Annotated in this window: 20 protein-coding genes and 1 tRNA gene; all 21 read right to left on the minus strand. The window is 40.5% G+C overall.

Going from position 1 to position 22,226, the window contains the following annotated elements:
• The 21 genes from WDZ40_02550 to WDZ40_02650 all read right to left on the minus strand — a co-directional run bounded on the left by WDZ40_02550 (position 1) and on the right by WDZ40_02650 (position 22,143).
• Positions 1 to 1,842: an AAA family ATPase gene (locus tag WDZ40_02550; GenBank protein ID MEX0877724.1), complete on the minus strand. Its 1,842-nt coding sequence runs from the start codon at positions 1,840 to 1,842 to the stop codon at positions 1 to 3.
• A 61-nt stretch (positions 1,843 to 1,903) separates the two neighbouring features.
• Complete coding sequence (locus tag WDZ40_02555) at positions 1,904 to 4,837, minus strand: UPF0182 family protein (protein ID MEX0877725.1); 2,934 nt, start codon at positions 4,835 to 4,837, stop codon at positions 1,904 to 1,906.
• A gap of 142 nt (positions 4,838 to 4,979) precedes the next feature.
• Positions 4,980 to 5,054: transfer RNA gene (locus tag WDZ40_02560), tRNA-Glu, on the minus strand.
• 115 nt (positions 5,055 to 5,169) lie between these two features.
• The gene (locus tag WDZ40_02565) at positions 5,170 to 6,333 is read right to left on the minus strand and encodes a hypothetical protein (protein ID MEX0877726.1); all 1,164 of its coding nucleotides are present in this window, start codon (positions 6,331 to 6,333) and stop codon (positions 5,170 to 5,172) included.
• Between the two features lie 286 nt (positions 6,334 to 6,619).
• Positions 6,620 to 8,350 carry a penicillin-binding protein 2 gene (locus tag WDZ40_02570; GenBank protein MEX0877727.1) on the minus strand — a complete coding sequence of 577 codons (1,731 nt, stop codon included), beginning with the start codon at positions 8,348 to 8,350 and terminating at the stop codon, positions 6,620 to 6,622.
• A gap of 21 nt (positions 8,351 to 8,371) precedes the next feature.
• The gene (locus tag WDZ40_02575) at positions 8,372 to 8,668 is read right to left on the minus strand and encodes a hypothetical protein (GenBank protein MEX0877728.1); all 297 of its coding nucleotides are present in this window, start codon (positions 8,666 to 8,668) and stop codon (positions 8,372 to 8,374) included.
• A 4-nt stretch (positions 8,669 to 8,672) separates the two neighbouring features.
• Positions 8,673 to 9,560 carry a 16S rRNA (cytosine(1402)-N(4))-methyltransferase RsmH gene (gene rsmH / locus WDZ40_02580; protein ID MEX0877729.1) on the minus strand — a complete coding sequence of 296 codons (888 nt, stop codon included), beginning with the start codon at positions 9,558 to 9,560 and terminating at the stop codon, positions 8,673 to 8,675.
• Positions 9,561 to 9,781: 221 nt separating this feature from the next.
• Positions 9,782 to 10,213, minus strand: coding sequence for a division/cell wall cluster transcriptional repressor MraZ (gene mraZ, locus WDZ40_02585; protein MEX0877730.1), 432 nt, complete (start codon positions 10,211 to 10,213; stop codon positions 9,782 to 9,784).
• Between the two features lie 144 nt (positions 10,214 to 10,357).
• Complete coding sequence (locus tag WDZ40_02590; GenBank protein MEX0877731.1) at positions 10,358 to 11,053, minus strand: DUF3841 domain-containing protein; 696 nt, start codon at positions 11,051 to 11,053, stop codon at positions 10,358 to 10,360.
• Positions 11,054 to 11,122: 69 nt separating this feature from the next.
• Positions 11,123 to 11,326 (minus strand): hypothetical protein, encoded by a 204-nt coding sequence (locus WDZ40_02595; GenBank protein MEX0877732.1) that lies wholly within the window; start codon positions 11,324 to 11,326, stop codon positions 11,123 to 11,125.
• Positions 11,327 to 11,550: 224 nt separating this feature from the next.
• Entirely contained in the window at positions 11,551 to 12,675 is a 1,125-nt protein-coding gene (locus WDZ40_02600; GenBank protein MEX0877733.1) for a putative glycoside hydrolase, read from the minus strand.
• Positions 12,676 to 12,736: 61 nt separating this feature from the next.
• Positions 12,737 to 12,901: a hypothetical protein gene (locus WDZ40_02605; protein MEX0877734.1), complete on the minus strand. Its 165-nt coding sequence runs from the start codon at positions 12,899 to 12,901 to the stop codon at positions 12,737 to 12,739.
• Positions 12,902 to 12,999: 98 nt separating this feature from the next.
• Complete coding sequence (locus WDZ40_02610; protein ID MEX0877735.1) at positions 13,000 to 13,581, minus strand: hypothetical protein; 582 nt, start codon at positions 13,579 to 13,581, stop codon at positions 13,000 to 13,002.
• Between the two features lie 234 nt (positions 13,582 to 13,815).
• Positions 13,816 to 14,280, minus strand: coding sequence for a 50S ribosomal protein L7/L12 (gene rplL, locus WDZ40_02615; GenBank protein MEX0877736.1), 465 nt, complete (start codon positions 14,278 to 14,280; stop codon positions 13,816 to 13,818).
• Positions 14,281 to 14,490: 210 nt separating this feature from the next.
• Positions 14,491 to 15,015 (minus strand): 50S ribosomal protein L10, encoded by a 525-nt coding sequence (gene rplJ / locus WDZ40_02620; protein MEX0877737.1) that lies wholly within the window; start codon positions 15,013 to 15,015, stop codon positions 14,491 to 14,493.
• 322 nt (positions 15,016 to 15,337) lie between these two features.
• Positions 15,338 to 16,330, minus strand: a complete 993-nt coding sequence (gene mltG, locus WDZ40_02625) for an endolytic transglycosylase MltG (GenBank protein ID MEX0877738.1) — start codon at positions 16,328 to 16,330, stop codon at positions 15,338 to 15,340.
• 53 nt (positions 16,331 to 16,383) lie between these two features.
• On the minus strand, positions 16,384 to 16,911 hold the full coding sequence (locus WDZ40_02630) for a hypothetical protein (GenBank protein ID MEX0877739.1): 528 nt from the start codon (positions 16,909 to 16,911) through the stop codon (positions 16,384 to 16,386).
• 144 nt (positions 16,912 to 17,055) lie between these two features.
• Entirely contained in the window at positions 17,056 to 19,182 is a 2,127-nt protein-coding gene (locus WDZ40_02635; GenBank protein MEX0877740.1) for a hypothetical protein, read from the minus strand.
• A 143-nt stretch (positions 19,183 to 19,325) separates the two neighbouring features.
• A complete protein-coding gene (locus WDZ40_02640) occupies positions 19,326 to 20,867 on the minus strand; it encodes an IMP dehydrogenase (protein MEX0877741.1) in 1,542 nt (513 codons plus the stop codon).
• A gap of 128 nt (positions 20,868 to 20,995) precedes the next feature.
• Positions 20,996 to 21,607 carry a hypothetical protein gene (locus tag WDZ40_02645; protein MEX0877742.1) on the minus strand — a complete coding sequence of 204 codons (612 nt, stop codon included), beginning with the start codon at positions 21,605 to 21,607 and terminating at the stop codon, positions 20,996 to 20,998.
• Between the two features lie 86 nt (positions 21,608 to 21,693).
• Entirely contained in the window at positions 21,694 to 22,143 is a 450-nt protein-coding gene (locus tag WDZ40_02650; protein MEX0877743.1) for a hypothetical protein, read from the minus strand.
• Positions 22,144 to 22,226: the final 83 nt, after the last annotated feature.

A 22,226-nucleotide genomic window follows, 5' to 3' on the forward strand; every position in this document is an offset into this window, starting at 1 on the left:
TTACTGTTTTGTTTTTATGGGCAATATATTTCTTACTTTGGTTGTCATTGGCTCTTTTAAAGCTTTCTTTATAATCTTGTTGATTTCTTCTTCATCCATAGTCTCCACTTCAAGCAAGTGCTCTGCAAAACTCTCAACTACGTTCCAATTATCTTGAAGAGTTTTGTGAGCCAGGATTTCCGCTGTTTCAATTATCTTGTCAATTTCTTCTTCTATTTGAAGTTTGACCTCGTTAGACCACTTAAATGACTCCGTGTTGTTTCCACTGGAGCGAAATATTCTGCGCTGAAGCTTTTCGTTTTCGGCCATACCGTACTTAATAACCATGGCTTCGGCTAAATCGTTTGCCTTTTCATAATCATCCGCGCCGCCGGTGCTTATTGTGCCCGGATATTTTATTTTCTCCGCGATTCTACCGCCAACCATAACAGCTATTCTTGCGATAAGGTCTTTGCGAGGGAAAAGCTGTTTATCTTTTTCCGGTGCCGCCATGGTGTGTCCAAGCGACTTATCTCTGCCCACAATTGTTATGTGATTAGGATTGTCAGCTTCAGGTACAAAGTAGCCTGTAAGGGCGTGGCCTGTCTCATGATACGCCACACGCTCCCTTTCATCATCCGAAAGCAGGTTTCTGCGCTTTGTGCCTGTCATTACTCTGTCAATTGATTCAATGAAGTGCTGCATTGAAACTTTGTCTGCATCCGCTTCTCCCGCGGCAATACATGTTTCGTTAACAATGTTTTCAATATCAGCTCCGGAGCAGCCATAAGTCCTTCTGGCAAGGCCTTTGAGGTTAACATCTTCCGCAAACATATCCTTGTGCTTAATTCCCGCAATCCGGCTTTTTTTCTTCATGTGTACATCAAATATGGCCTCGCGCGCGATTATGTCAGGATTATCTATTTTAATATGTCTATCCAGACGTCCCGGGCGCGTAAGCGCGGGGTCAAGGTTTTCTATAAAGTTAGTGGCCGCGAATATCACAACATCAGCACTAGTAGCAAATCCATCCATCTGCTTAAGAACCTCATTGAGTGTATTGTTGTGTTCTGTGTCTCCACCTGATTGAGCCTGGCTTCTTTTACCGAGAGCGTCTATTTCATCTATGAAAACAACGCATGGCGCATTTGCTTTTGCTGTATCAAAAAGCTCTCTTACTCTTTTTGGTCCCGTGCCTACCCAAATTTCAGCGAAGCTGGAGCTCAGCGGCATAATAAACGGCCTACCCAGCGCCTTTGCGACAGCCTTTGCCATCATGGTCTTTCCTGTACCGGGAGGGCCGTACAAAAGCACACCCTTGGGAACCTTACCGCCGAACTTAGCAAGCTGTTTATTCTTTTTGAAAAACTTAATTACCTGTTCAACTTCATGCTTTGCTTCTTCATTGCCGGCAATATCATCAAAAGTCACCTCTATATCCTCAGGGTTGATAATCTCAACACTGCTTGGAACATTCTTTAATGCTTTTTTGTTACGATCCGGCGAGGCTTCAATTGCAATGGCTTCTTGTTTATCGTCTTTATCTTCACCACCGTCTTCGTTTGTTTTATCATCTTTCACGGGATTCAATTTTTTGATAAGAAAAAAAACAAACAACAAAGCCATAATAATTCCAAAGATAATACCTGCCGGTACACCTACCCATACAAGCACGGTAAAAACCAGCAATAAGCCGACAATTTTTAATGCAAGCTTAACACTTGATGGTCTTTTATTCCAAAAACCGTCCTTTTCATCTTCGGATGGCGGTTCCGGCGATTTTTCGCTGTCTTCAAATTCCTTATCATCATCCACTTTAAAACCTCCTTTATTTTTTAAGCTACTGTAAAAAATATAGCACAAAGAAGCAGTGTTTACAATAAAAACCCCTCTTTAGGATGTAGAGGGGTTTTTAAAAAGAACATTAATCAATCTCTGAAGACTCTTGTGAAAATAGCTTCTTTATCTGTCTCAATATTTCATGATGCTTCTCCAGTTCGCGGGCCGCATCAATCATTTTGCCTTCCGCCTGATAAGCTAAATAGCTTTCAAAGTGGTCTATGGCCCTTTGAATCAGTATGGTTGCGACAACACTTTGATCCGTACCAGCCGGCAAATCAGGCAAAGATACATGACTTGAATCCATTTTAGAAAAAAGTGCGTCAAGCGCTTCATCAAGAGTATCTCCCCAGGCAACATATTCACCTATTGAGACAATTACTTTCTGGAGACGAGGTATAGGAGAGTTGTTAGACTCAATATATATGGGTTCAACATTCAAAACCGTGCCTGCGATAGGTATGGTTATCATATTTCCGCGAATTACCGAAGACCCTCTCTGGTCCCAAAGCGTCATTTGCGCCGACATCTCCGCGTCAGAATCAACATATGACTCTACCTGCTGAGGACCCGGTATCAAACGATGGCTGGGTAATCTATAAATAACTATATCGCCATAATTATCCCCATCAGAACGAGCCGCCATCCAGGCTATAAGTTGAAGTCGTTCACGCCCCATTTGTCCTTTCGGTGTAAAAGGCACGCCCAAAACAAACTCCTGCTCATCTTTTCCGGGAAGCTTCATAAGAACGTAATACGGTCTAACGTAAACCGTTGCTTCAGATACCGAAGTTAAAACGCCTCCCATACTTGTGTTTATCGTGGATTCTCTTGAGTACTTCTCCGTTGCAAAATCATACACATCTTCGCGCTTATAAAAAGTTTCAACATTTTCCATGTGATAGACAGAGTAAATCTCAGCCTGTGTAAGCAGCATCTTTTTGGGATATCTCACATGCGCGAGAATACCCGCGGGCATATCCTCCTTGTCTTTAAACAAGTCCGGAAAAATGTTCCGCCACGCCTTAAGTATGGGGTCGCTATTATCAAACGCGTAAAAATTAACCGTGCCGTCATAAGCATCTATTGTCACCTTAACTGAATTTCTAATGTAATTCATGCCTGATTTTGAAGCGGAGTAAGGAAATTTATTTGTTGTAGTGTACGCGTCTAGCATCCACATCAACCTTCCCTCTTCCGTTACAACCAGATAAGGGTCGTCTTCATACTTTAAGAACGGGGCAAGTTTTTTTACCCTGTCCATTACATTTCTATGCAGAATAATGCGCGAATCAGCATGTATAGAATCTGATGTATACAAGTTCACACCATCGGTGTGATATGCAACAATCAAACGCCTCAAACTAAATTTATCTCCCAGCTCTATACCGGCCTTGCCACTATAACGCGAATTAACAACAGTCTGTCCTACTTGATAACTAAACTCATCTTCTTCTGTGTTTATAATAACGAAGCTATTGGTGCGCATTCCAAAATAAACCTCGGCGCGTACCACCTCAAGATCGTCAACAGAACTTTTCACAGGAACATCATGCATGAATAAAACCGGTAAACCTCCCTCAAACTCATTTACAGGTATCATTACCACGCCATATCCGTGCGTGAATTTAAGACGCAGGTTAACCCAGGTTTTTGCGGCAGCATCAAGAAGGTTCTGATTCAACTCGCGTACGGCTATAATTATCTGTCTGTATTCGCCATTTATGTAATAACGAGATTCGTATACATCTGAAAATTCATAGTATCTCCTAAACTCCTGGCTCTGCCTAAAGAAGTTAATAAGCGCGCGCTCATCAGCAATACGTATGTTTTTAAGCGTTTCCACCTCATTGAGTACGTCATTAGGATCAAGAGATTTACTTGATGAACCGTCTCTTTCTGTGTCTAAAGCGGGGTCGTAATTTTCCACTGTTATCTTATCCAGATTATAAGCAATTTGAGTAAACTTAATGTTCCATTCAATATACTGGCGCTCAAGTTCAAGCTCGTTAGGTTTTACGGTGATGTTTTGCACAAACGTTGGCACTATAAGCAGGGCCAGCATAAAAGCAAAGGCTACTGATGATGGCGCGAATAACGCAATAATCTTCTTCTTTGTTGTGCGAAACAAAAACGGCGCGACAAAGAATACAATAGAAGAGAGAGATAGCACCGCAACAAGTATTTTGTTAAGTCCTATTCTATGGACTGCATCCACGTAATTTACGCCGGAAAAAGCACCATTATCATCAAACAAATAGTTGTACGGAACTAAGTAGCGCTTATATGCAAAAACAGCAGCGAAAAGCCCGAACATTGTAAAAAACAACGGAGACATTGTTTTAAGCACATACCCCTTAAACACATTCTCTACAATTCCATAACTCTTTTGGTCATAGGGCATCGTTGTGTAAACAAGCGCTAAAACAAAAAAGATTTGAAGAATTAGAATCCACAAAACACTGTTGCCTATAGCTTCCAAAAACGGAAGGGCAAAAACATAGAACCCCACGTCTTTTCCAAAGATGGGATCTGTTACCCCAAACGGTTCGGCATTAAGAAAAAGCAGTACTGTTTCCCATTGTCCGGCAACTGTAATGGAAAAAATAAATCCCAAAAAGATGCTTACAACAATAGTCATCTGCGCTATCACATTCTGTTTCTCGTTGGAAAGTTTGTGAGTTTTAGCAATTAAAGACCGTGTCCATATACCCAAAGCGAGTGTACTGGTTAAAGCTGCAAATCCGCTTATCGCGGCAAGTGTGAACTTTGTTTTAAATACAGTGAAAAATCGGTTTTCTTGCCCTAATTCGCTAAACCATAAAACATCCAAATATACGGACGATGCCCACAGTATAAGTGAAAGAGATAACCAACCGGCAATCCATAAAACTATAGAGCGTTTCCATTTCTTAGAAGATGTAAATTCACCTCCAAAACCGGGCTTTTTTAACAAATTTCTATACAGATTCAATCCAAAAGGCAACGCAAAAAGGATATAAACTACGAATACTATCATTCCCATTATTCAATCCTCCTTTTTTAAGGTACTTTAAATTCTGGATTATTTTTACCACACATACAGCGCAACTGCAAGGAATACTAAAATTTGCCTACCCAAATTAAAACACAACAGATATCTGTTGTGTTTTAATAATAAGCGGTCCCAACGGGATTCGAACCCGTGTTACATGGATGAGAACCATGCGTCCTAGGCCAGACTAGACGATGGGACCGCAAAGAATATTACTTCTTGGGCGGGCTAATTTTAAAATATAAATATGGGGCTGAAAGACGATAAGACCGTAATCTCTTAGTACGATTATACTAAAGTATGCCAAATAATCAAGTTTATTTTTCTATAAGAATTTCCACTATTTTCTCCATTTCAACACTATGAGAACCCAGAACCAAAATAGCGTCACCTTTTTTTATTTTTTTATCAATTTTATGACCCGCATCTTCTGCTGTGATAAATCTTGAAATCTTTTGCTCTTCCATGCCATATTTTTTTGCCTCTTCTTCGGTAAAAATAACCTTATCGCCTACCAATATAAGTTCATCTGCATTGTGAGCTGCCAATTCACCTAAAACCCTGTGCAAACCTTCGGATTCCGCGTTAGCGCGCAAAAAAACGTCTCCCAAAATAATTACAAGTCTGTGCACCTCTTCTTCTTCCCGCAATTCCCCTAAAAATTCTATTGCCTCCCGAGCGCTAAGAGGAGTTACATCAAAAATATGGGTAATAAGCGCTGAAGATTTAATGGAATTATGTAACGTAAACGAATGCGCGGGAGGTTCATAATTTCCTAAATACTGGGTAGCGTCAACAAAATTAATGTCATAAAACAATGCGGCGCCCAAAGCGGCTAACGAGGCGTATATATTACGCTTCCCATAACAGTTTATAAGATTAAACGGTATAAGACTTCCGTCACGTTCAACTTTAAGCGCGACTCCCCCACTTACTTTTTGTTTTATATATATCCAATTTGCCGGACTTTCAGCGCGAATTGCCGCCCCGTCACTAAAGCCAAAGGATCTTTTAGCTATGGGTATTTCCCTTACAAGGTCATAAATTGTTTCATCGTCATGGATATACACCATATTAACTGCTTTACGGGCTTCACGGATAATTTTTTCGCTTCTCTTTTGGGCGCCCGCGAAAACATCTGTATAAGATGGTATATCACCCACAGCAACAACAACAGCCAAATCAATTTTTAATGTTTTTTTAATTTCCGCAAAATTATGACTATCGGGATCGGCATCAATAATACAGAACTGAGGAAAGTCGCCTTTCAAAAACAAAAATATCAATATTCCAAAAAATCCTCCTAAATTTTCGTAAAACTCACTAAAAAACCTATCCTCAGAAGAGTCAAAAGAGCGAAAATGGCGGCTTATAACCAATTGCACAGCACTCCTTGTCTCTTGACGTCCATAACGCCCAAAAACAACAACCAGACGGGGTTTATACTTTTTAAGCAGTTGGCGGACCAAAATCTTTTTCATTAATACACAAAAACTAAATTGTTACTTAGGGGGGTAGCCCCCTAAGTAACAACTGAAATACGCTTTAGAAACACAGGAATGAGTCAGATTCGCGAAGCGAGGGCGAAGGAGTAGTTTATCTACTTCAATGCCCGACTGACTAGAAGGTGGCTTACTCCTGTGCTTCCCGTAGGGCGGGTGTATATTTTCCATATCCTTCGTTTTCATCGTTCATGCACACCTGTGCATTTCACTCTTCAGGCCTAGGCTATGGAAAATATTCACTCCGCTAAATGAATTTCAGTTGTTACTTAGGGGGCACTTTATAATACTGCAGAATAAAAGACGATATGTCCCGAAACGTGGGGGCCACCGAATCAGATGAAAACCTGATTCCCTTTGGGTCATTCATTATGATAATTCCTATAAACTTAGGATCGTAAGCGGGAACAAATCCCACAAAAGAGTGTAGTGTTTTACTGGAATATCCCGCACTTCCCTCATTTGGAATTTGTGCTGTACCTGTTTTACCCGCCATTGAGTATCCCGGCACTGCCGCTTTTGAACCATATCCATTATCCACAGCGCTAACCATCATTGCTGTAATGCGAGAGGCAGTCATGGCTGAAATAGGACGACCCGCCTCCTCGGGCACTGTGTCCCTACTGCCATTTTCAGTTACTATCTTTTTAACAACATAAGGTTTCATCATAACTCCGCCATTCGCAATTGCGGATATAGAAGATAGAAATCTTATGGGAGAAAGACTAATGCCCTGTCCAAAAGAAGCTGTAGCAAAATTAATGTCTCTATTGGTGTTTTGTATATTTTTAATATTACCTTCCACCTCTCCGGGTAAATCAATACCTGTTTTTTTATGTAATTGAAAATTTTCTAAATACTCTCTGAATTTCTTTTTTCCCAATTCCTGTTGCGCGTAAACAACACCGGTATTTAAAGATTTCTCCATAACCTGTGTCATTGTCTGCTCTTCATGCGCTTTAAGGTCTGAATTTCTTATGGTATATCCGCTCAATTCCACTTTGCCGGTATCAACATAGGTAGTTTGCGGAGTTATTACTACCCCATCCATAGCCGCGGCAAGAGTTATGGGCTTAAAAACTGAACCTAATTCGTAAACAGATTGAACGGCATTGTTGTGCAAAACATGTATGTCCTCTATTTCGTTATACGTGTTTGGATTATAGTCAGGAAAATTTGCCATAGCTATAACTGCTCCGGTTTTAGGATCCATAAAAATAGCCGTACCGCTAACCGCATCATACCTGTTAACAACTTCCTCTAATTTTTTCTCAACCACAAACTGTATTCCGTAATCTATGGTGAGTTCAACATCTGTAGAATTTTCACCACCGAAAGAAAATAAATTTCCCAAAAGTGAGTTATTCTGAGCACTTCCCGCTAAAAGAGGATTGTAATATTCCTCCACCCCATATTGCCCCGTGCGATCAGAGCCGCTAAAACCGAGGAAACCCAAAACATGAGCTGCAACCTCTCCGGCTGGATAATAACGTAAAAGCTCTACACGAGTATATACACCGGGAAGCTTCATTTCCCTCAATTTTGTTGATTGTTCTTCTGTTAGATTTCTCGCTATAAGCGCGTATGATGAATTTTTATTCTGCAATCTCTCCAATATTTTTATCTCATCTTCTGTGGGTACAATAACTGCTTCGGATACTTTATCCAATACAAGCCTCTCATCAGAAACCTCTTTCGGATCTGCGTAAGCTACAAACAGCTCCTTATTTGCCGCTGCTATATACACACCTTCACCCGCATTATCCTGAAAATATATTTCCCCGCGCGGAATATTGGTTTCAACATCAACACCCTGTCCGCGAGCTAACGCTGTATAATACTTACCCTTTACTATTTGAAGATCATAAAGACGAAACAGAAGACCCGCGCTAATTAGCGTAAAAATAAGAAAAAGCGTATATATACGCCAGTTTAATGACAAGGTATCAACCGTAGAGGTTTTACCTTTCCTCTTTTTATTATTTTTATTAACCATACAAAGCCAATTTTTATACTATTACCTTGCGGCAAAAGGAGAATCTGAAGGTCTTTCTATATAACTTACATTCTGAACCTCAGTATACGAAAGAGAGTCGCTTCTTTCAAGTACATAATCAAGTGAACTAACTTCGCTCAAATCTATTCTCAGTTGGCCTACCTCTTTTCTCGCTTCTTTAACCCTGTCGTTCATGTCTTCTGTGGCGTACTCCACCCTGAGCGCGTTGGCGGCCAAAAGCGCGTAAACTACAAACAATATTCCCGCTATTAAGACAAGAACTGCTACAGGTAGGTTGATTGTTTTTAGTTTATTCATTTTTTTAAACTTTAAATAGTCTTAATTTTGCACTACGGCTTCTGGGGTTGCGTTTCACTTCTTCATACTGAGGCTTTATTACTTTTTTTGTTAAATTTTCTCCCCTGTCTTCTGTTGCCCATTTTTTAAAAGTCTGCTTAACTATTCTATCCTCTAAAGAGTGAAAGCTTATCACGGCTATCACTGTTCCTTTACCTGCTATAGATAAAGCGCCTTCAAGTCCGTGTTCTATGCTTTCCAACTCACGATTCACAGCTATTCTTAATGCCTGAAAGACTTTGGTGGCGGGGTTTATCCTGCCCCTGAAAGGTATTACTGTAGAAACTACATTTACCAAATCCCCTGTAGTTTCTATTTCTTTCATCCGCCTCTCTTTAATAATGGCTTCGGCTATCTGATGCGCCCTTCCCTCTTCACCATATTCACGAAAAATGTGCTCCAAATACTCGCGGGGGGCATGATTAACAATATCTCCCGCTGTTTGCAACTCTTCATCTTTGCGATCAAAACGCATATCCAGAGCTTCGTTCTTTTGAAAGGTGAATCCTCCTCCACTCTTTTCTAACTGCCAGGAAGAAAATCCAAGATCAAAGAGTATTCCGTTCGGTCTCACAAAATCATTCCCTTTCGCAATTTCAGCCACATTAGCAAAATTTCCATTTCGCGGAATTACGACATTCTCTAAACCCTCCCTTTTTACATTCTCTTTAAAGACTTCAAGAGAATGAGGGTCTGCATCTATTGAAAGAACTCTTCCGTGAGGAGCTACCAGCTTGGCAATAGCCAGGCTATGCCCCCCTTCTCCTGTTGTGCAATCTATGTACCACTCCCCTTCCCTGGGAGAAAACTTTTCCAATATTTCATTTAAAAAAACTGGTATATGTACTGGCATATTTTTGTCCCGATACCGCCCGAATCTTTGATTCGCTTGCGGTATCGTGGATCCTCGACGCTATCAAAATCTTTGATTTTGTTATAGCGTCGGGATTCGCTTCGCCTGCCTGCCGGTTTACGTGCCGGTTGGTACGCAGGCAGGCTCATAAAATTAGGATTTAGGATTTAGGAAGAGAAGAACATCTGGTACTTCGAGAGGTTGCATAGCGAAGCTATAAACTAAACCCCCAAATCCCCTAATCTTTCAGCTATGTCCCCCGCATTTTTCTCACTCTTGCTTTTGTACATATTCCAAAGTTTCTCGTCCCAAACCTCTATTCTGTTGTAAACTCCTGTAACTACAACTTGTTTTTTTAATGATGCATAACTTTTCAGATAATCAGGTATCAATATTCTTCCAAGGTTGTCTACCGAAACCTCCATAGCACCTGCGAGCATCAAGCGTGCAAATCCTCTTGCGTCGCTCTGTCCCAACGGAAGAGAACCTATTTTGTCAGCCAGTTTCTTCCATTCAGGTTTTGTAAAAATAAACAAACAGTTATCTAAACCTCTTGTTATAACAACGCTTCTGCCAACCTCTTTACGAAATTTAGCCGGTATAGCCAGTCTTTTCTTGGTATCTATATTGTGTGTAAATTCTCCTAAAAGCATACAGTTATCCCCAGAACGGCTTAGTTATCCCCACTTTTATCCACAATTCGTTCTATACTTACCATTTTAACCCACAATAGCTACACTATGCAACACCTTATATGTGGATAATCTTTCTACAGATTTAAAACAAAAACCCCGTTATCAAAAACGGGGTTGTAAACTCTCAACAAGAACTACTTGCTCTTTGCGTATCTCTTCAACGCATGCCTGTACATAAACACCTCCGTAGGTGTGATAATCTGAAGTTTCTATTGCCTCAAGATCAAATACTCTCTCCCAACTCTTCACTATTTCCGCTTCTATCTCTTTTCCTAAAACAGGGTCGTTTTTATATTTTTTTTCTCTTTTTTTAAATTCACTATACTCTTCAGAGTCGAGGGCAATATAGTCATTGCTCAACACTTTAGACCATGGCTGCAAATCGGACAACAAGACCTTATCGCGCGAAATCTTAAATTCAATACTTATACCTTCTCCTTTATATAGCCAGCTGTGTATCGGAGATGTAGTTAAATTTGACAATGACAAGTGCTTGTACCAGGCCCAAATTGGATACTGAACAGAACACCCCGCAATCCTCTTGCGCATCTGGTTAACCATAAAGGCATAGGCAAGCTGAGTTTTACCCAGATATAAATCAAGTAACTCGCCTTTCACACTAAAGCGTCCTGGAAAATCAACCTCGTTCCTGCGCAATATACCAACACGCTGTAGTTCTTCCCAGTCGCGAACATGCTGAACAGTACGAAGTGTAATCTCTTCACTCAATTTAAACACCTCCTTTCTTTTGTAAAAACAACTGCCCAGATTATATGCTAAATTACCAACTTTGTCCATAATTTTTAATGCACAAACCGGTTTGTGCATTAAAACAAAAGGCCCCGAATTAACGGAGCTTGAAATATGTTAGCCCAATATACTTATATCTTCGTAACGGTATTTCTTTATACCCAAAAGGGACCTTCCAATGAGCCCTAAGCTGAAAATAAGCATCAAAGAACTTCCTAGAATAGCTTCATTGTTTACAATCTGAAGCAAAAATACTACTAACCAAACAGAAAAAGAGATATAGCTAACACCTAATGTTGCAACCCAAATCCAAAACTTCATTACATACACCTCCTTAACAAACTAGAGAAATAATACATTAAATTCTAAATTTTGTCAAAAATAAAAATCCGCCCACATTGGCGAATTAAAAATCTTAAGCGATTTTGATATTTGGATGCAGTGTTAGGAAGCGGCGAGGAGCGGAATAAGACGTAGGTGATAACTACGTCGTTGAGCACCACAGCCGCTGACAACGCAATGCGCCAAATAGGAAATCGCAAAAACTACCTTACTGCACTCCACGTATAGCGGTTTGAGGCATTCCATAACGCCCACCCCTCCATGTCAAATTCTTCAACCGCCCTTATCTGTTCCTTTATTTCATGGTCGTTATAAAAAGCTCCTAAATCAAAATCCTGCAACCATGAACGCACTATTACATTGTGGCCTTCAAGTTTTTTCATACCAAGCTCCATTGTGTAGTGCATTATTTCATAAGGATGGTCCGCCGGATTCGCGTACCCTATAAAACCGTCGGGATAGTGCGAAGGGTATGGCATCGGCATTATCACATCCACGTAGGGCGCAAGCTTTGCGATGCTCTGCCCTATCACCTTCTGGTCGCCTATAAATGTTATACCAAAAACATCAACTGACAAAACTGAGTTTATTCCAAGCTCTTCTTTGGCATATTTTGCAAAGTTTACTATTGTATTTTCTCGTGTTCCAAACTCGTCCAAGTTAGAATATTGAACCAAAGAAAGAGGCCCGTCTGTCGGGAATCGTATATAATCAAAATTTATCTCATTAAAACCTACATCCAAAGCTTTTTTTGCAATATCAACATTATATTCCCACACGGCCTTATTTGTAGGATCAGCCCAAACAACACCCTTGTAATCCGCCCATGGACCTCCGGTTGCAGAATTTTTTATTGCAAAATCCGGATTTTGCCCTACTACTACCGGATCCTGAAATATAACCATTCTCGCAATTGTATAAATTCCCCGTCTGTTAAGCTCCGGTAAAAGTTCTTCTAAAACGCTTACGTGAAAATCGTCATCTAACGCGACCCAGCCAACAGGGTTTTTCATTTCAAAAATAATCGCGTTAACTTCGGAGTTTTCAATTTCAGCAAGTATATCTGAAAAACGAGAGCTGTTATATGTACCATAGGATAAATGTATCGCTTTAACTTGTCCCGGGTCGGGTATCGGTTTTGGAGGAATATTTTTTTGAGCTATAAAAACATTTCCCACAGAGGGCGCGGGGTGTTGAATTGAAATAACATCATCTGTATTTACATTCCCCGGACCGGATACGGCATAAAAAAAGAGACCCGCTCCAAGTACCGCAAGTGACAATAATACAATAGCAACATCTTTTCTCATAATAAGTAATGATAGCATATAAGTATTTAAAAAAGAAAAGCACAGTATTAAACTGTGCTTTTTTCTTCTTTAAAGTGCTTTAGTGCTTTGCTATCTGAACAAGTGTAAATAATGTACTCATTAAAGAAGAGGCGAAGGATACAGCTATCACAGAGGGAGTGACTTCCCTAGTTAATAAGCCGTAAATGCCGGTGCCCAATCCAAGTCCTGCAAAAAATACATATGAAACTAAAACCATCTTCATCTTCCACCTCCTTTTTCTATGGTATTCCAGTTTCGAACAATCATATTTTAACACAATATCAAAAACTGTCAACAGGCGACACTGTTTCCTGCTTACTGTTATCTGATCAATTTATTAACCAACTTCTTGTGTGGTTTCTCAAGTATATCCAAGACAAATCGGTCAAACATTTTATATCTATATGAAAACTCTTCGGAAGTTAAAACTGTATAATAAAGCTCCGCTCCTGCTTCAGCTTCCACATTCTTAATAAAAACGTTTAATTTTTTTTCGTTAATAGAATCCCCCACCATAAACAGATCAGTGCGCAAATCTTCCCTCTGAGGTTTTATGAACATCCCGGATAAAACTACGAGCTTAATCCTTCCCAGACCCTTAATCTTTTCCAGCATCTTTTCCTGGTCCGCGGGAGATGATTTTAAAATAAGTTCCTGCAGTTCATTAAGTAAAACGAACTTGTGGTTTAAATAATATAATTTTTCACCTTTTCTTTTACTTGCGGATATAAATTTTATATCTTTAAAATCCTTAAGTTGTTTGTTAATCGCGGGAGCAGTTAAAAGAGTTCTTCGTTTTAACTCTTTAAGGGTGAGCTTATCATCCGGATTGCGCAAAAACAACTTCAAAAGACGAAGTTTGGCGGGCGAATCAAATAATTTTTCCAAAGCTTGCTGGCTCATATTAGCTTATAGCTATTAGCTTTCAGCTTATTAGCTATTCTATTATATATCATTATTGTTTAAAAATGTAAACAAAAACAGCCCAAAATTGGGCTGTTTTGCTAGATAAGGAAATTTTCAGATTTTGGCGTAGGTCAAGGCGTGGACGAGGAACGGAGTAAGACGTACAACTATGGTACGTTGTCGAGTACCGCAAGCCGCAACGCAGAGATACGCCAAAAGATAAATTTCCAACTATTTAAAGCTTACCTTTGCTCCTGCTTCTTCCAACTGCTTCTTAATCTCTTCCGCTTCAGCTTTTTCTACACCCTCCTTTATAATCTGGGGGGCGCTTTCCACCATATCTTTTGCTTCTTTTAGTCCAAGTTCGGGAACTACGCCACGAATTGCCTTAATAACACCTATCTTGTTTCCTCCACCATCTGTAAGTTCTACACTTACAATACCGCTATCATCGTCTCCTCCTTCATCACCACCTGCTGCCGGTGCTCCAGCCATCATCATAGGGGCTGCGGATGAAACTCCGAACTTATCCTCAAGAACCTTCACAAGCTCTGACAATTCGAGAACTGTCATTTTTTCTATCTTTTCTACAAGGTCCTTAAACTCTTTGGGAACCTCCACTTCCTTTGTCTCTTCTTTTGTTTCTTCCGCCTTCGCCGAAGCTTCGGCGGACACGTCTTTTTTTTCTTCTGTCATAGTTTTGTGGCTAAGCCCTTTGGGCCGCCATCTCCCTAGGCTGTGCCGGGATGGCGACTTTACGTCTAGCCACCGGCCTTCGGCCTAGGGATTCACTTCGCCTCACATTAACCGCTGATATATGCTGATTTTGCGGATTTTATGCTGATAACATCCGCATCTATCTGCTTTTATCCGCATTAATCCGCGGTTTAAACGAAGTGAGCTTAATTAATTTTTTTGTTCTTTAATTGCGTTAAGAGCATAGACCAGGCTTCGTAAAGTACCTCCGAGTACATTTACAAATCCGCTTATCGGAGCATTAATACTACCCACAAGCTTAGCCAAAAGCTCATCTCTTCCCGGCAAGGATGCAAGCTGTATAACCTCATCCATTTCCAGCACCTTGCCATCCATTAGTCCGGCTATAATTGCCGGTTTTTCCAGCTCTTTGCGTATGGTATTTACTACTTTCGCGGTTGCAACCGCATCACTCATTCCAAAAGCTACGGCAACCTGTCCCTCCATATCAATAGGATTAATGCCTTCAATCTTTTTTTCATCTAAAACCCTCTTTAACAGAGATTTTTTAACAACCACATACCTGCCTCCACTCTCTCGAACTTCATTACGCAATCTTAATATGGAAGGCGTGTCCATACCTTTGAAATCTGTAAAGATAACAACTTTAGATGCCTCTAATTCTTTGCTTATATCTTTTACTACTTCTTCTTTTTTTTGTCTGGTAATTGCCATAGTTTTACTTGCTACGCTCGTAAAAATGGTTATATAGCTACATTGTTAGGTGGTTAAGGTTTAAAAATCAACCATTTAGCCATTTGACCGTTTAGCCATTTGCGAACGTAATAGAATATAAAAGCGGCCTTATGAGCCGCATACATACCCAGCGCAAATAAATTACGCTGTAGTTTATCTCGGTAGGTTTTACTCTCAAAAGATACCTACTGTCTGCGACCTTTTAAATTTGTGGACCTGCTGGTTCGTTTTGGCTGGGTGTCAGACAAAAACGAAACCAACAGGCACTAATTATTTTAGCAAAATAAAAGATTTTGTCAACTTATCTCAAATATCTAACTTTATTCTCATTGTGCATGTCCAGAGTTTCGGCAAAATGAGTATTCCCTTCCAGGTCACTGAGATAATAAAAGTAATTGTTTGGAGTTGGATTAAGAGCCGCCTCTATTGTTTGACGGCCGGGGTTTGCTATGGGCGCGGGAGGCAGTCCTCTGTAAAGGTACGTATTATAAGGCGAATCTATAAGCTTATCGGCATTTGTAAGTTGCGGCGTATCCTTTCCTGTAATATACGCCAAGGTAGCGTCCACTTGCAGTGCCATGCCTATGTTTAGCCGATTGCGAATAACACCCGAAACAAGCTTCATATCCTCTTCTGTCTGCACCTCTCGCTCCAGCAGAGACGCTATAATTATGGTGTCGTAATCTATGTTCAGGTCTTCTGTTTTTACGGCAAAATTATTTAAAAATCTTCCAAGCACTACCTGTGGCGAGGAATTTATAGAAAATTCATAAGTATCAGGAAACAAAAACCCCTCTAAAGAATCGGCCTCAATATTATTTAAAAACCCTACACCATCATATAAATCAACGGTTTTACTCGTAGACATATTTACAAAGTTCAAAAACTCTTCCCCGTCCTCTATGGCCCCTTCGCTTTCAAGCCGGGCTGCAATTTGCTCTTTTCTAAAACCTTCGGGAATAGTAACGCGCACGAACTGGTGTGTAGCACCTTCTTCCATGCGCTGCGCTATATCTTTAACGCTTAAATCCGAGTTAAATTTATAAACTCCCGCCTTTAAACTACTTGCCTTGCCTTCTATTAAAGCGTACAGGGTAAAGCTGGTGCTGTTTTTTATTGCGTTTTCTTTTTTTAAGACCTGTGCTATGTCCTGCAACCCCATTCCTTGCTCTACTTCAACTACAGCGTCAATTCTGTGCGCTTTTGAGATATCATATGCGAACATACCAAAAAGACCCAATGTCATAAGGTTTAATGCTAAAATGCTTAATATAAAATATTTTAGTACTTTCATAAGTTAAATTGCGGTATCTTCAATATGCTGGAAAAAAAATATGGGAATTATAATTAATTCCCATTATTTTTCATAATGTTCAAACACCTGTCAAAATCTGACTGGTTAACAATATTGCACTTTAAGGCGTATTTGAGAACAGACACGCAAAGCTGCATGTCTTCCTCTGTGTGTACAAATTCTTTAAGCAAGTGCTCCGTGGCGGTAATCTGTTTAATATTAGGGTTAAACAAAATGCTCCATGCCTTCTTTCGTTTTTTAAATCCCAATCTTTCAGGCCAAGTATTTGGTTCATTTTCTTCAACATTGGGGTTTACTGTTTCCCAGCAAAACAGTAGTTTTGCTAAAACTTCGCTTAACCTGTCGTTATTAAAAAGATCGTGCAACGGCCTGTGTTTTGTCTTATTGTGAAGACGTATTTCGTTTGCCTCATGACCGGGAAATCTCAAGTTTCCATTCTGGTCATTATTGTCTTTTTTATCAGCACCACCGCGTGAACGAGGACGAAGGTGGTGGCTTGAGGTTGTCGGAGTTTTTGGTGTAAAACCAGAAGATTTTCTACCGGATTTTCTCCTGCTCAATAATGCCTCCTTACGTTTAAAAGTTCTACTATAATGCTAACACTTATATTTTTCCTATTGCAAGCTATATTATCCCCTTAAAACAAAAACCCCCGTTTTAAACGGGGGTTTTTACCAAACAACTAAGAATATCTAAAGTTGATATTAAATATCCAGATTTTTCATTATCTCCTTAACAGTTATTCTGTCTTTATAGTTAATAACCTCTTCAGGTTGTGGGCTTTCCCATATAACCTCGGTTTTGAAAATGTAGTTGGTATCCGGATCTGACCAGACACGCAACACACCAAACTCATTATCAACAAGTTTGTTCATATGATTTTCAAAATCAGTACCTGTAGCAATAGTACCTTCCTGCATGGCAACGCGTTGGCGAAGCTCAGGATGCCACTCATGCACAGCAATACCGACATGGAAGTTTCCAATATAAACAACTTGCCCCTCGGTTGCAGCAAGAGTCTGCTGTGCCTTACCGGAGAAGGTTTTCATTCTTCCCTGGCGCGGATGGCGAATACTCATGGTTATCCCTGAGGGAAATGCGTGCTCTCCGCCATAATGCAGATGATTTTCTACAATACCCCGCAAACCCTTAAGGCCGAAGCCACGGTCTGCAAGATGGTCTTGTATTCCTTCCACAACATACGCCTTCAAAGTATCATTAAATTTACTAAGCGTGGTATAACCATCGTCTTCCACCCAGGCATCGTGATTACCCGCGGTATAGTAGAAGTGAATCAACGCGCTGTTGACCATTTCTCTCATGGTTTTTTCATCCGGTGTTTTGCGTTTGCGCGCAAGGCAGACATCAAATCTTTCACGAAAAACTCTAACCATAACAGCCGCGTTTAAACGAGCTGCAAACTCCTCTTGAATGTTGTAGTTATTAGCTCCGGGAAGAAGCTCCCCGCGAAAATCAAGGTTATGCTTAAGTCCGGCAATAAAGTCACCGCAACCAACAAGAGACTGTATGCCTCGTTCAAGAATGGTGCTAACAGTCCTTTCCAGGAACCACTTGTACTGCGAAGTCCTGTACCCCGCATGGATACAGCTGTACGAAACAGACGAATCCTCAACAAGTTTACTGAAATCAGGCGCCGGATATCGTAGCTTATGCTGAAGCCATTCATAACTAATATTGTATTTACCGGAACTCTCATCCTGCACAATAGCGGGCTTAAAACCCTGAGCGTTGTAATGTTCAATATCTCTTTCAATAGTTTGCCTTCTCCACGGAAGAGCATCTTCAAGCATACCAATTGTAGGTATGTTGTTTACAACTTCTTCGAAAATAGCTCTTTGACGGGCACGCTGGTCCCGCTCATATTTAGTTAAAGAATCGTCATCCTCAAGGCCTTTAGGCGCCCGAATAAATTCTCTTTCCTGCGCGACCAAATCCTTAAAGTTGTAAGTTCTAACCGATGAAGGCGATTTACCATCAGAAAGTTCAACAACAACAACTCCTATCTGGTTTTCAGATGTATTAATTTCCTGCAACCTATGAAGGCCCGGTATGGTTATCATCTGACGTGAGGATTCTCCACCTGCCGGCTTGTTGATAGCCGAAGCGCCTGTACCTATGGTCCAAATATCAGGAAGGCCCTGAGAAGTCTGCTTAACTTTATCAAAGACAAGGCGTTGAGCAGACGTGGCGTAATATTCACTACGCCAAGACCCTTTTACAGGGTTAAGGTTCCACAGAACCTTGGGCACTTGCATCTTATTTTTAAGATAGGAAAATATATATTTTGCCTTAAACCTGGAACTTTCACGATCCCAGAAAATAACATCTCTGCGAATTTTCTGTAGCCGGTCTGCTACATCGGGACCATGCGATCCGTCATAGTTGTTAGCGCGAGAAGTTGTAATATATATCTTAAGCGGCTTGCCTCTTTTCCCATTACCAGGAAAAACAGGAAGTGCATCTGCCAACTCCTGGGCTATTTCATCTAATACCCGCTCACGAACCGTAGCCCTAACCTCTACCTGAGTAGGTACAGGGACACGCTCAGACACAGGAAGAGTTTTCATAAACTCCTTTTTTGCTTTTTGTTCTTCAATTGCCGCTTCTGTAGCAGAATTAATTCTGTCCCTTACGCCTTCGTGTGAAATCAATCCACCGGCAATATATATGTAATTCGGACGTTCTATTTCCGCAATTTTTGCACCCAGTTTCCAAAGACCAACGCGAGCGCCATGTGCAGGATAATCAAGTCTTGAAAGCGCCAAATATCGTTCAGAGTTTTTTTGACTAACCTCTGTTATGTTGCTCATATCGTCTCCTTTCGATTGTCAAATAGCTGTCGTTATTATTGCATTTATATTTACCCCCTGTAAATATTGACTATTTTTTATAAAATTGCTTAATTTGCCAAAAACAAACAAAAACCCCGCCATAAATGGCGGGGTTAAAAGGTTCATGTATGAAAACTTAAAAGGTCATGTGGGTTGCTTTCTCTGCTGCCTGCCGGTGTAACGCGAACATATTTGCCCTCATCACACCTCTTCCAAAGACTTGGGATGTCTTTAACGCCCATATAGGTCATGCAACTTCTCAGTCCACCGATTATGCGCCGAACCGCGTTGACAGTATCTCCTCTATAGGCCGTAAAACCGCTCTCAACACCTTCTGCTTCAACATGCTTATACACATATTCGTAAAGATTGTTCGGGTCCACTTCTCTTGATCGGTTATTCATCGCGTCAAAATTCTTTTTTTCCGTATCAGAGGCAAGTCCCCTGTGTATTTTAACCCAGGTATTTCCCGCTCTCTCTTTTTCACCGGGAGAATCGTCCGTACCGGCAAGTACATTGCCTAAAATAACTCCGCTTGCACCGGCAAACAGTGCCTTGTTCAAGTGGTGGGGCTCGCTTATGCCTCCGTCGGCAATAAGAAACTTACCCTCTTCACGCGCCGCTTTTTGGGCTAGCCTAATGGCTGTAAACTGAGGAACCCCAACACCCGCTACGATTCTTGTCTCACAAATAGACCCCGGTCCAATTCCCAGCAAAACAGTATCAGCACCTGCGTCAAAAAGACGCTTTGTGCCCTCATACTCAGTAACTGATCCGGCCGCGAGGTCCATATCGGGAAAGGTTTTTCGCAAAGCTTCAACAGCAATAATTGCATCATTTAAATACGCGTTGGCAATAGCGAGGCCGATTATATCAGCTCCAACATCAAGCAACTTTGCGGTTTGCTCCACCAAAGCATCCAAATCAAGGTCGTTATTTTCTTTACGGCTCAATCCTACACTTGCCCCAACAATCAAATGTCCGTCTTTATCGCGAACAGCAAGCTTGTTTTGCATCTTCTTTACATCTTTCTTGCTGACAAGTCCGGAGACATAATCATCAGATACAAGAGGAATTTTTTCTAACCTATGTTCTATAAACAGCTCAACAGCTTTTCTTGTTATTTCATCCTCGCTTAACCCTCTGGGGTCTAAAGTGACAAGCATATCTCTTGAAGTCATTACCTCTGTTACAGGAAGGTTGTAGTCTTCCCTTAAATCAACATCTCTTGTTGAAACAAGTCCCACAAGATTACTGCCCTCCATAACAAGCAAAGCTCCAACACCCAGCACTTTTAGCTGCTGCTGAACATCGCCAACAGTAGCTGTATGGGATATCTTATACGGCTCTTCTATTATTTTATTTTCATGGCGCTTAACGCCCTGCACTTGACGCAACTGCTCGGGCGAACGCGGCATCCATGCCATACCACCCAGCTGGGGTAACGTAATGCCCATTTTTTCACCGCTAACTGTGGGCATATAAGACCCCATAAGAGGGATATTTAGGGTAATATTCTTTGAGATTTGGGTTTTAAGACTTATGTCTTCATCTCTTCTGGAGCTGGAGTAAGAAATATCTGAGGGCATCAGCGATATATCATCAAAAGTAAGAGCCAAAGGAGGCTCTTCAAACTCTTTTCTAAAGCGTTTGAGAAAACTCATTTCGGGATTCCTTTCTTTGTTAAAGAACCATATAGAATATACCAAAAATAAAAAATTAATACAATAATAAATACATATTTTAAAAAATAAAAAGCACAGTATTAAACTGTGCTTAAAAGTGGCTACTATTATTCTTGCAGTTGCGATTCGCGTATTATAAAGACTTTTTCTTTCTGAGCCACGGAAAGAAATTTTTCTGTTGTAGTAAGATTACTTCTTAAAACTTCTAAAAGATCTCTGCGAGATGCAACGTACACGGCTGAAGGATCAGCGCTGTCTGTTCCCGCAAAACCAAGCGACCATATTTCTGGATAAAGCACCTGTACACCCATGTGGGTTATGTTGGTACTATCCTCAAGTATCTCTTTTGTTGTCAACTCAAATATTTTAGCTACAAGATAATTTATTTCTTGCACCTGCTCTAAGCTCAAGTTATGAACTGAGTCCAAAACGACAACACGATAATGCGCGCCGTAATAATCATAGCCCGCGGAAGTCTGCCCATGAAGAGGCACATCAGCCCTTACAACCTTCAAAAGACCTTCAGACTCATCTGTTATGATAGATGAGATAATAACGGCTTTTTGTTCAGGTGTTCCTTCAATTACAAGATTTTCAACTTCCTCAGTGGTCGTTGTATCGGGAGACTCAGTTGTTGTGCTTAGGGGCACGCTTTTTACACTTAAACTACATGCTGAAATTAAAAGCGAAAAACAAATCGTATACACAAGCTTTCTCATTATTCTCCTTTATATGTGCTAAAAAGATACTAACATATAACTTTAAAAACACAAATCAAAACCGCCCTGTTTCGGGCGGTTATACTTTACTCCAAGGGAACTTCTACTCTAATTCTCTCAATGTTATCTATATCTGGTTGAATACAATATCTATTATCCCCTCCAAGTATATAAACACGTGCTTCTCTTTCACACGCAGTATTTACTGCGGTTTCGATAAAATCGTTTAATGTCCCCAAGTCCAGCATATATAAAGAGCAAAAAACTCGCTTGGTACCATAAACACTTTCACCCAATGGTGTTTGAGAATCTACATAAAAATATAGCCCATGAGTATTATAATAATACCCACTTTTTCCATTAAAATCTGAAAATTCTATACGCGTTAAAGGGCTTATTCCAAAATTAAAAGCAAGTTCTACAAAATATTTTAACTCTTCAAGTGTAAATTTCTCCGTACTGCACTCTATTTGTGTACTAAAACTGACATTATTTCCGCGAACGCCCCAAATTGGAACACGTTTTTTTCTTGACATCCTGGTCTCCTTTTGACTTAAGGTGCTATCGGCATAATAATCTCAATCATCAAACTCGTCAATAATTATAAAAAACAAAAACC

Source organism: Candidatus Spechtbacterales bacterium, assembly GCA_040879145.1.
Classification (GTDB): domain Bacteria; phylum Patescibacteriota; class Minisyncoccia; order Spechtbacterales; family 2-12-FULL-38-22; genus JAWVZY01.

Excerpts from the sequence above, each read along its gene's own strand:
- WDZ40_02555 (MEX0877725.1), bottom strand. The coding sequence starts at position 4,837 with ATGATAGTATTCGTAGTTTATATCCTTTTTGCGTTGCCTTTTGGATTG.
- WDZ40_02565 (MEX0877726.1), bottom strand. The coding sequence starts at position 6,333 with ATGAAAAAGATTTTGGTCCGCCAACTGCTTAAAAAGTATAAACCCCGT.
- WDZ40_02570 (MEX0877727.1), bottom strand. The coding sequence starts at position 8,350 with ATGGTTAATAAAAATAATAAAAAGAGGAAAGGTAAAACCTCTACGGTT.
- WDZ40_02575 (MEX0877728.1), bottom strand. The coding sequence starts at position 8,668 with ATGAATAAACTAAAAACAATCAACCTACCTGTAGCAGTTCTTGTCTTA.
- rsmH (MEX0877729.1), bottom strand. The coding sequence starts at position 9,560 with ATGCCAGTACATATACCAGTTTTTTTAAATGAAATATTGGAAAAGTTT.
- mraZ (MEX0877730.1), bottom strand. The coding sequence starts at position 10,213 with ATGCTTTTAGGAGAATTTACACACAATATAGATACCAAGAAAAGACTG.
- WDZ40_02590 (MEX0877731.1), bottom strand. The coding sequence starts at position 11,053 with ATGGACAAAGTTGGTAATTTAGCATATAATCTGGGCAGTTGTTTTTAC.
- WDZ40_02595 (MEX0877732.1), bottom strand. The coding sequence starts at position 11,326 with ATGAAGTTTTGGATTTGGGTTGCAACATTAGGTGTTAGCTATATCTCT.
- WDZ40_02600 (MEX0877733.1), bottom strand. The coding sequence starts at position 12,675 with ATGCTATCATTACTTATTATGAGAAAAGATGTTGCTATTGTATTATTG.
- WDZ40_02605 (MEX0877734.1), bottom strand. The coding sequence starts at position 12,901 with ATGAAGATGGTTTTAGTTTCATATGTATTTTTTGCAGGACTTGGATTG.
- WDZ40_02610 (MEX0877735.1), bottom strand. The coding sequence starts at position 13,581 with ATGAGCCAGCAAGCTTTGGAAAAATTATTTGATTCGCCCGCCAAACTT.
- rplL (MEX0877736.1), bottom strand. The coding sequence starts at position 14,280 with ATGACAGAAGAAAAAAAAGACGTGTCCGCCGAAGCTTCGGCGAAGGCG.
- rplJ (MEX0877737.1), bottom strand. The coding sequence starts at position 15,015 with ATGGCAATTACCAGACAAAAAAAAGAAGAAGTAGTAAAAGATATAAGC.
- mltG (MEX0877738.1), bottom strand. The coding sequence starts at position 16,330 with ATGAAAGTACTAAAATATTTTATATTAAGCATTTTAGCATTAAACCTT.
- WDZ40_02635 (MEX0877740.1), bottom strand. The coding sequence starts at position 19,182 with ATGAGCAACATAACAGAGGTTAGTCAAAAAAACTCTGAACGATATTTG.
- WDZ40_02640 (MEX0877741.1), bottom strand. The coding sequence starts at position 20,867 with ATGAGTTTTCTCAAACGCTTTAGAAAAGAGTTTGAAGAGCCTCCTTTG.
- WDZ40_02645 (MEX0877742.1), bottom strand. The coding sequence starts at position 21,607 with ATGAGAAAGCTTGTGTATACGATTTGTTTTTCGCTTTTAATTTCAGCA.
- WDZ40_02650 (MEX0877743.1), bottom strand. The coding sequence starts at position 22,143 with ATGTCAAGAAAAAAACGTGTTCCAATTTGGGGCGTTCGCGGAAATAAT.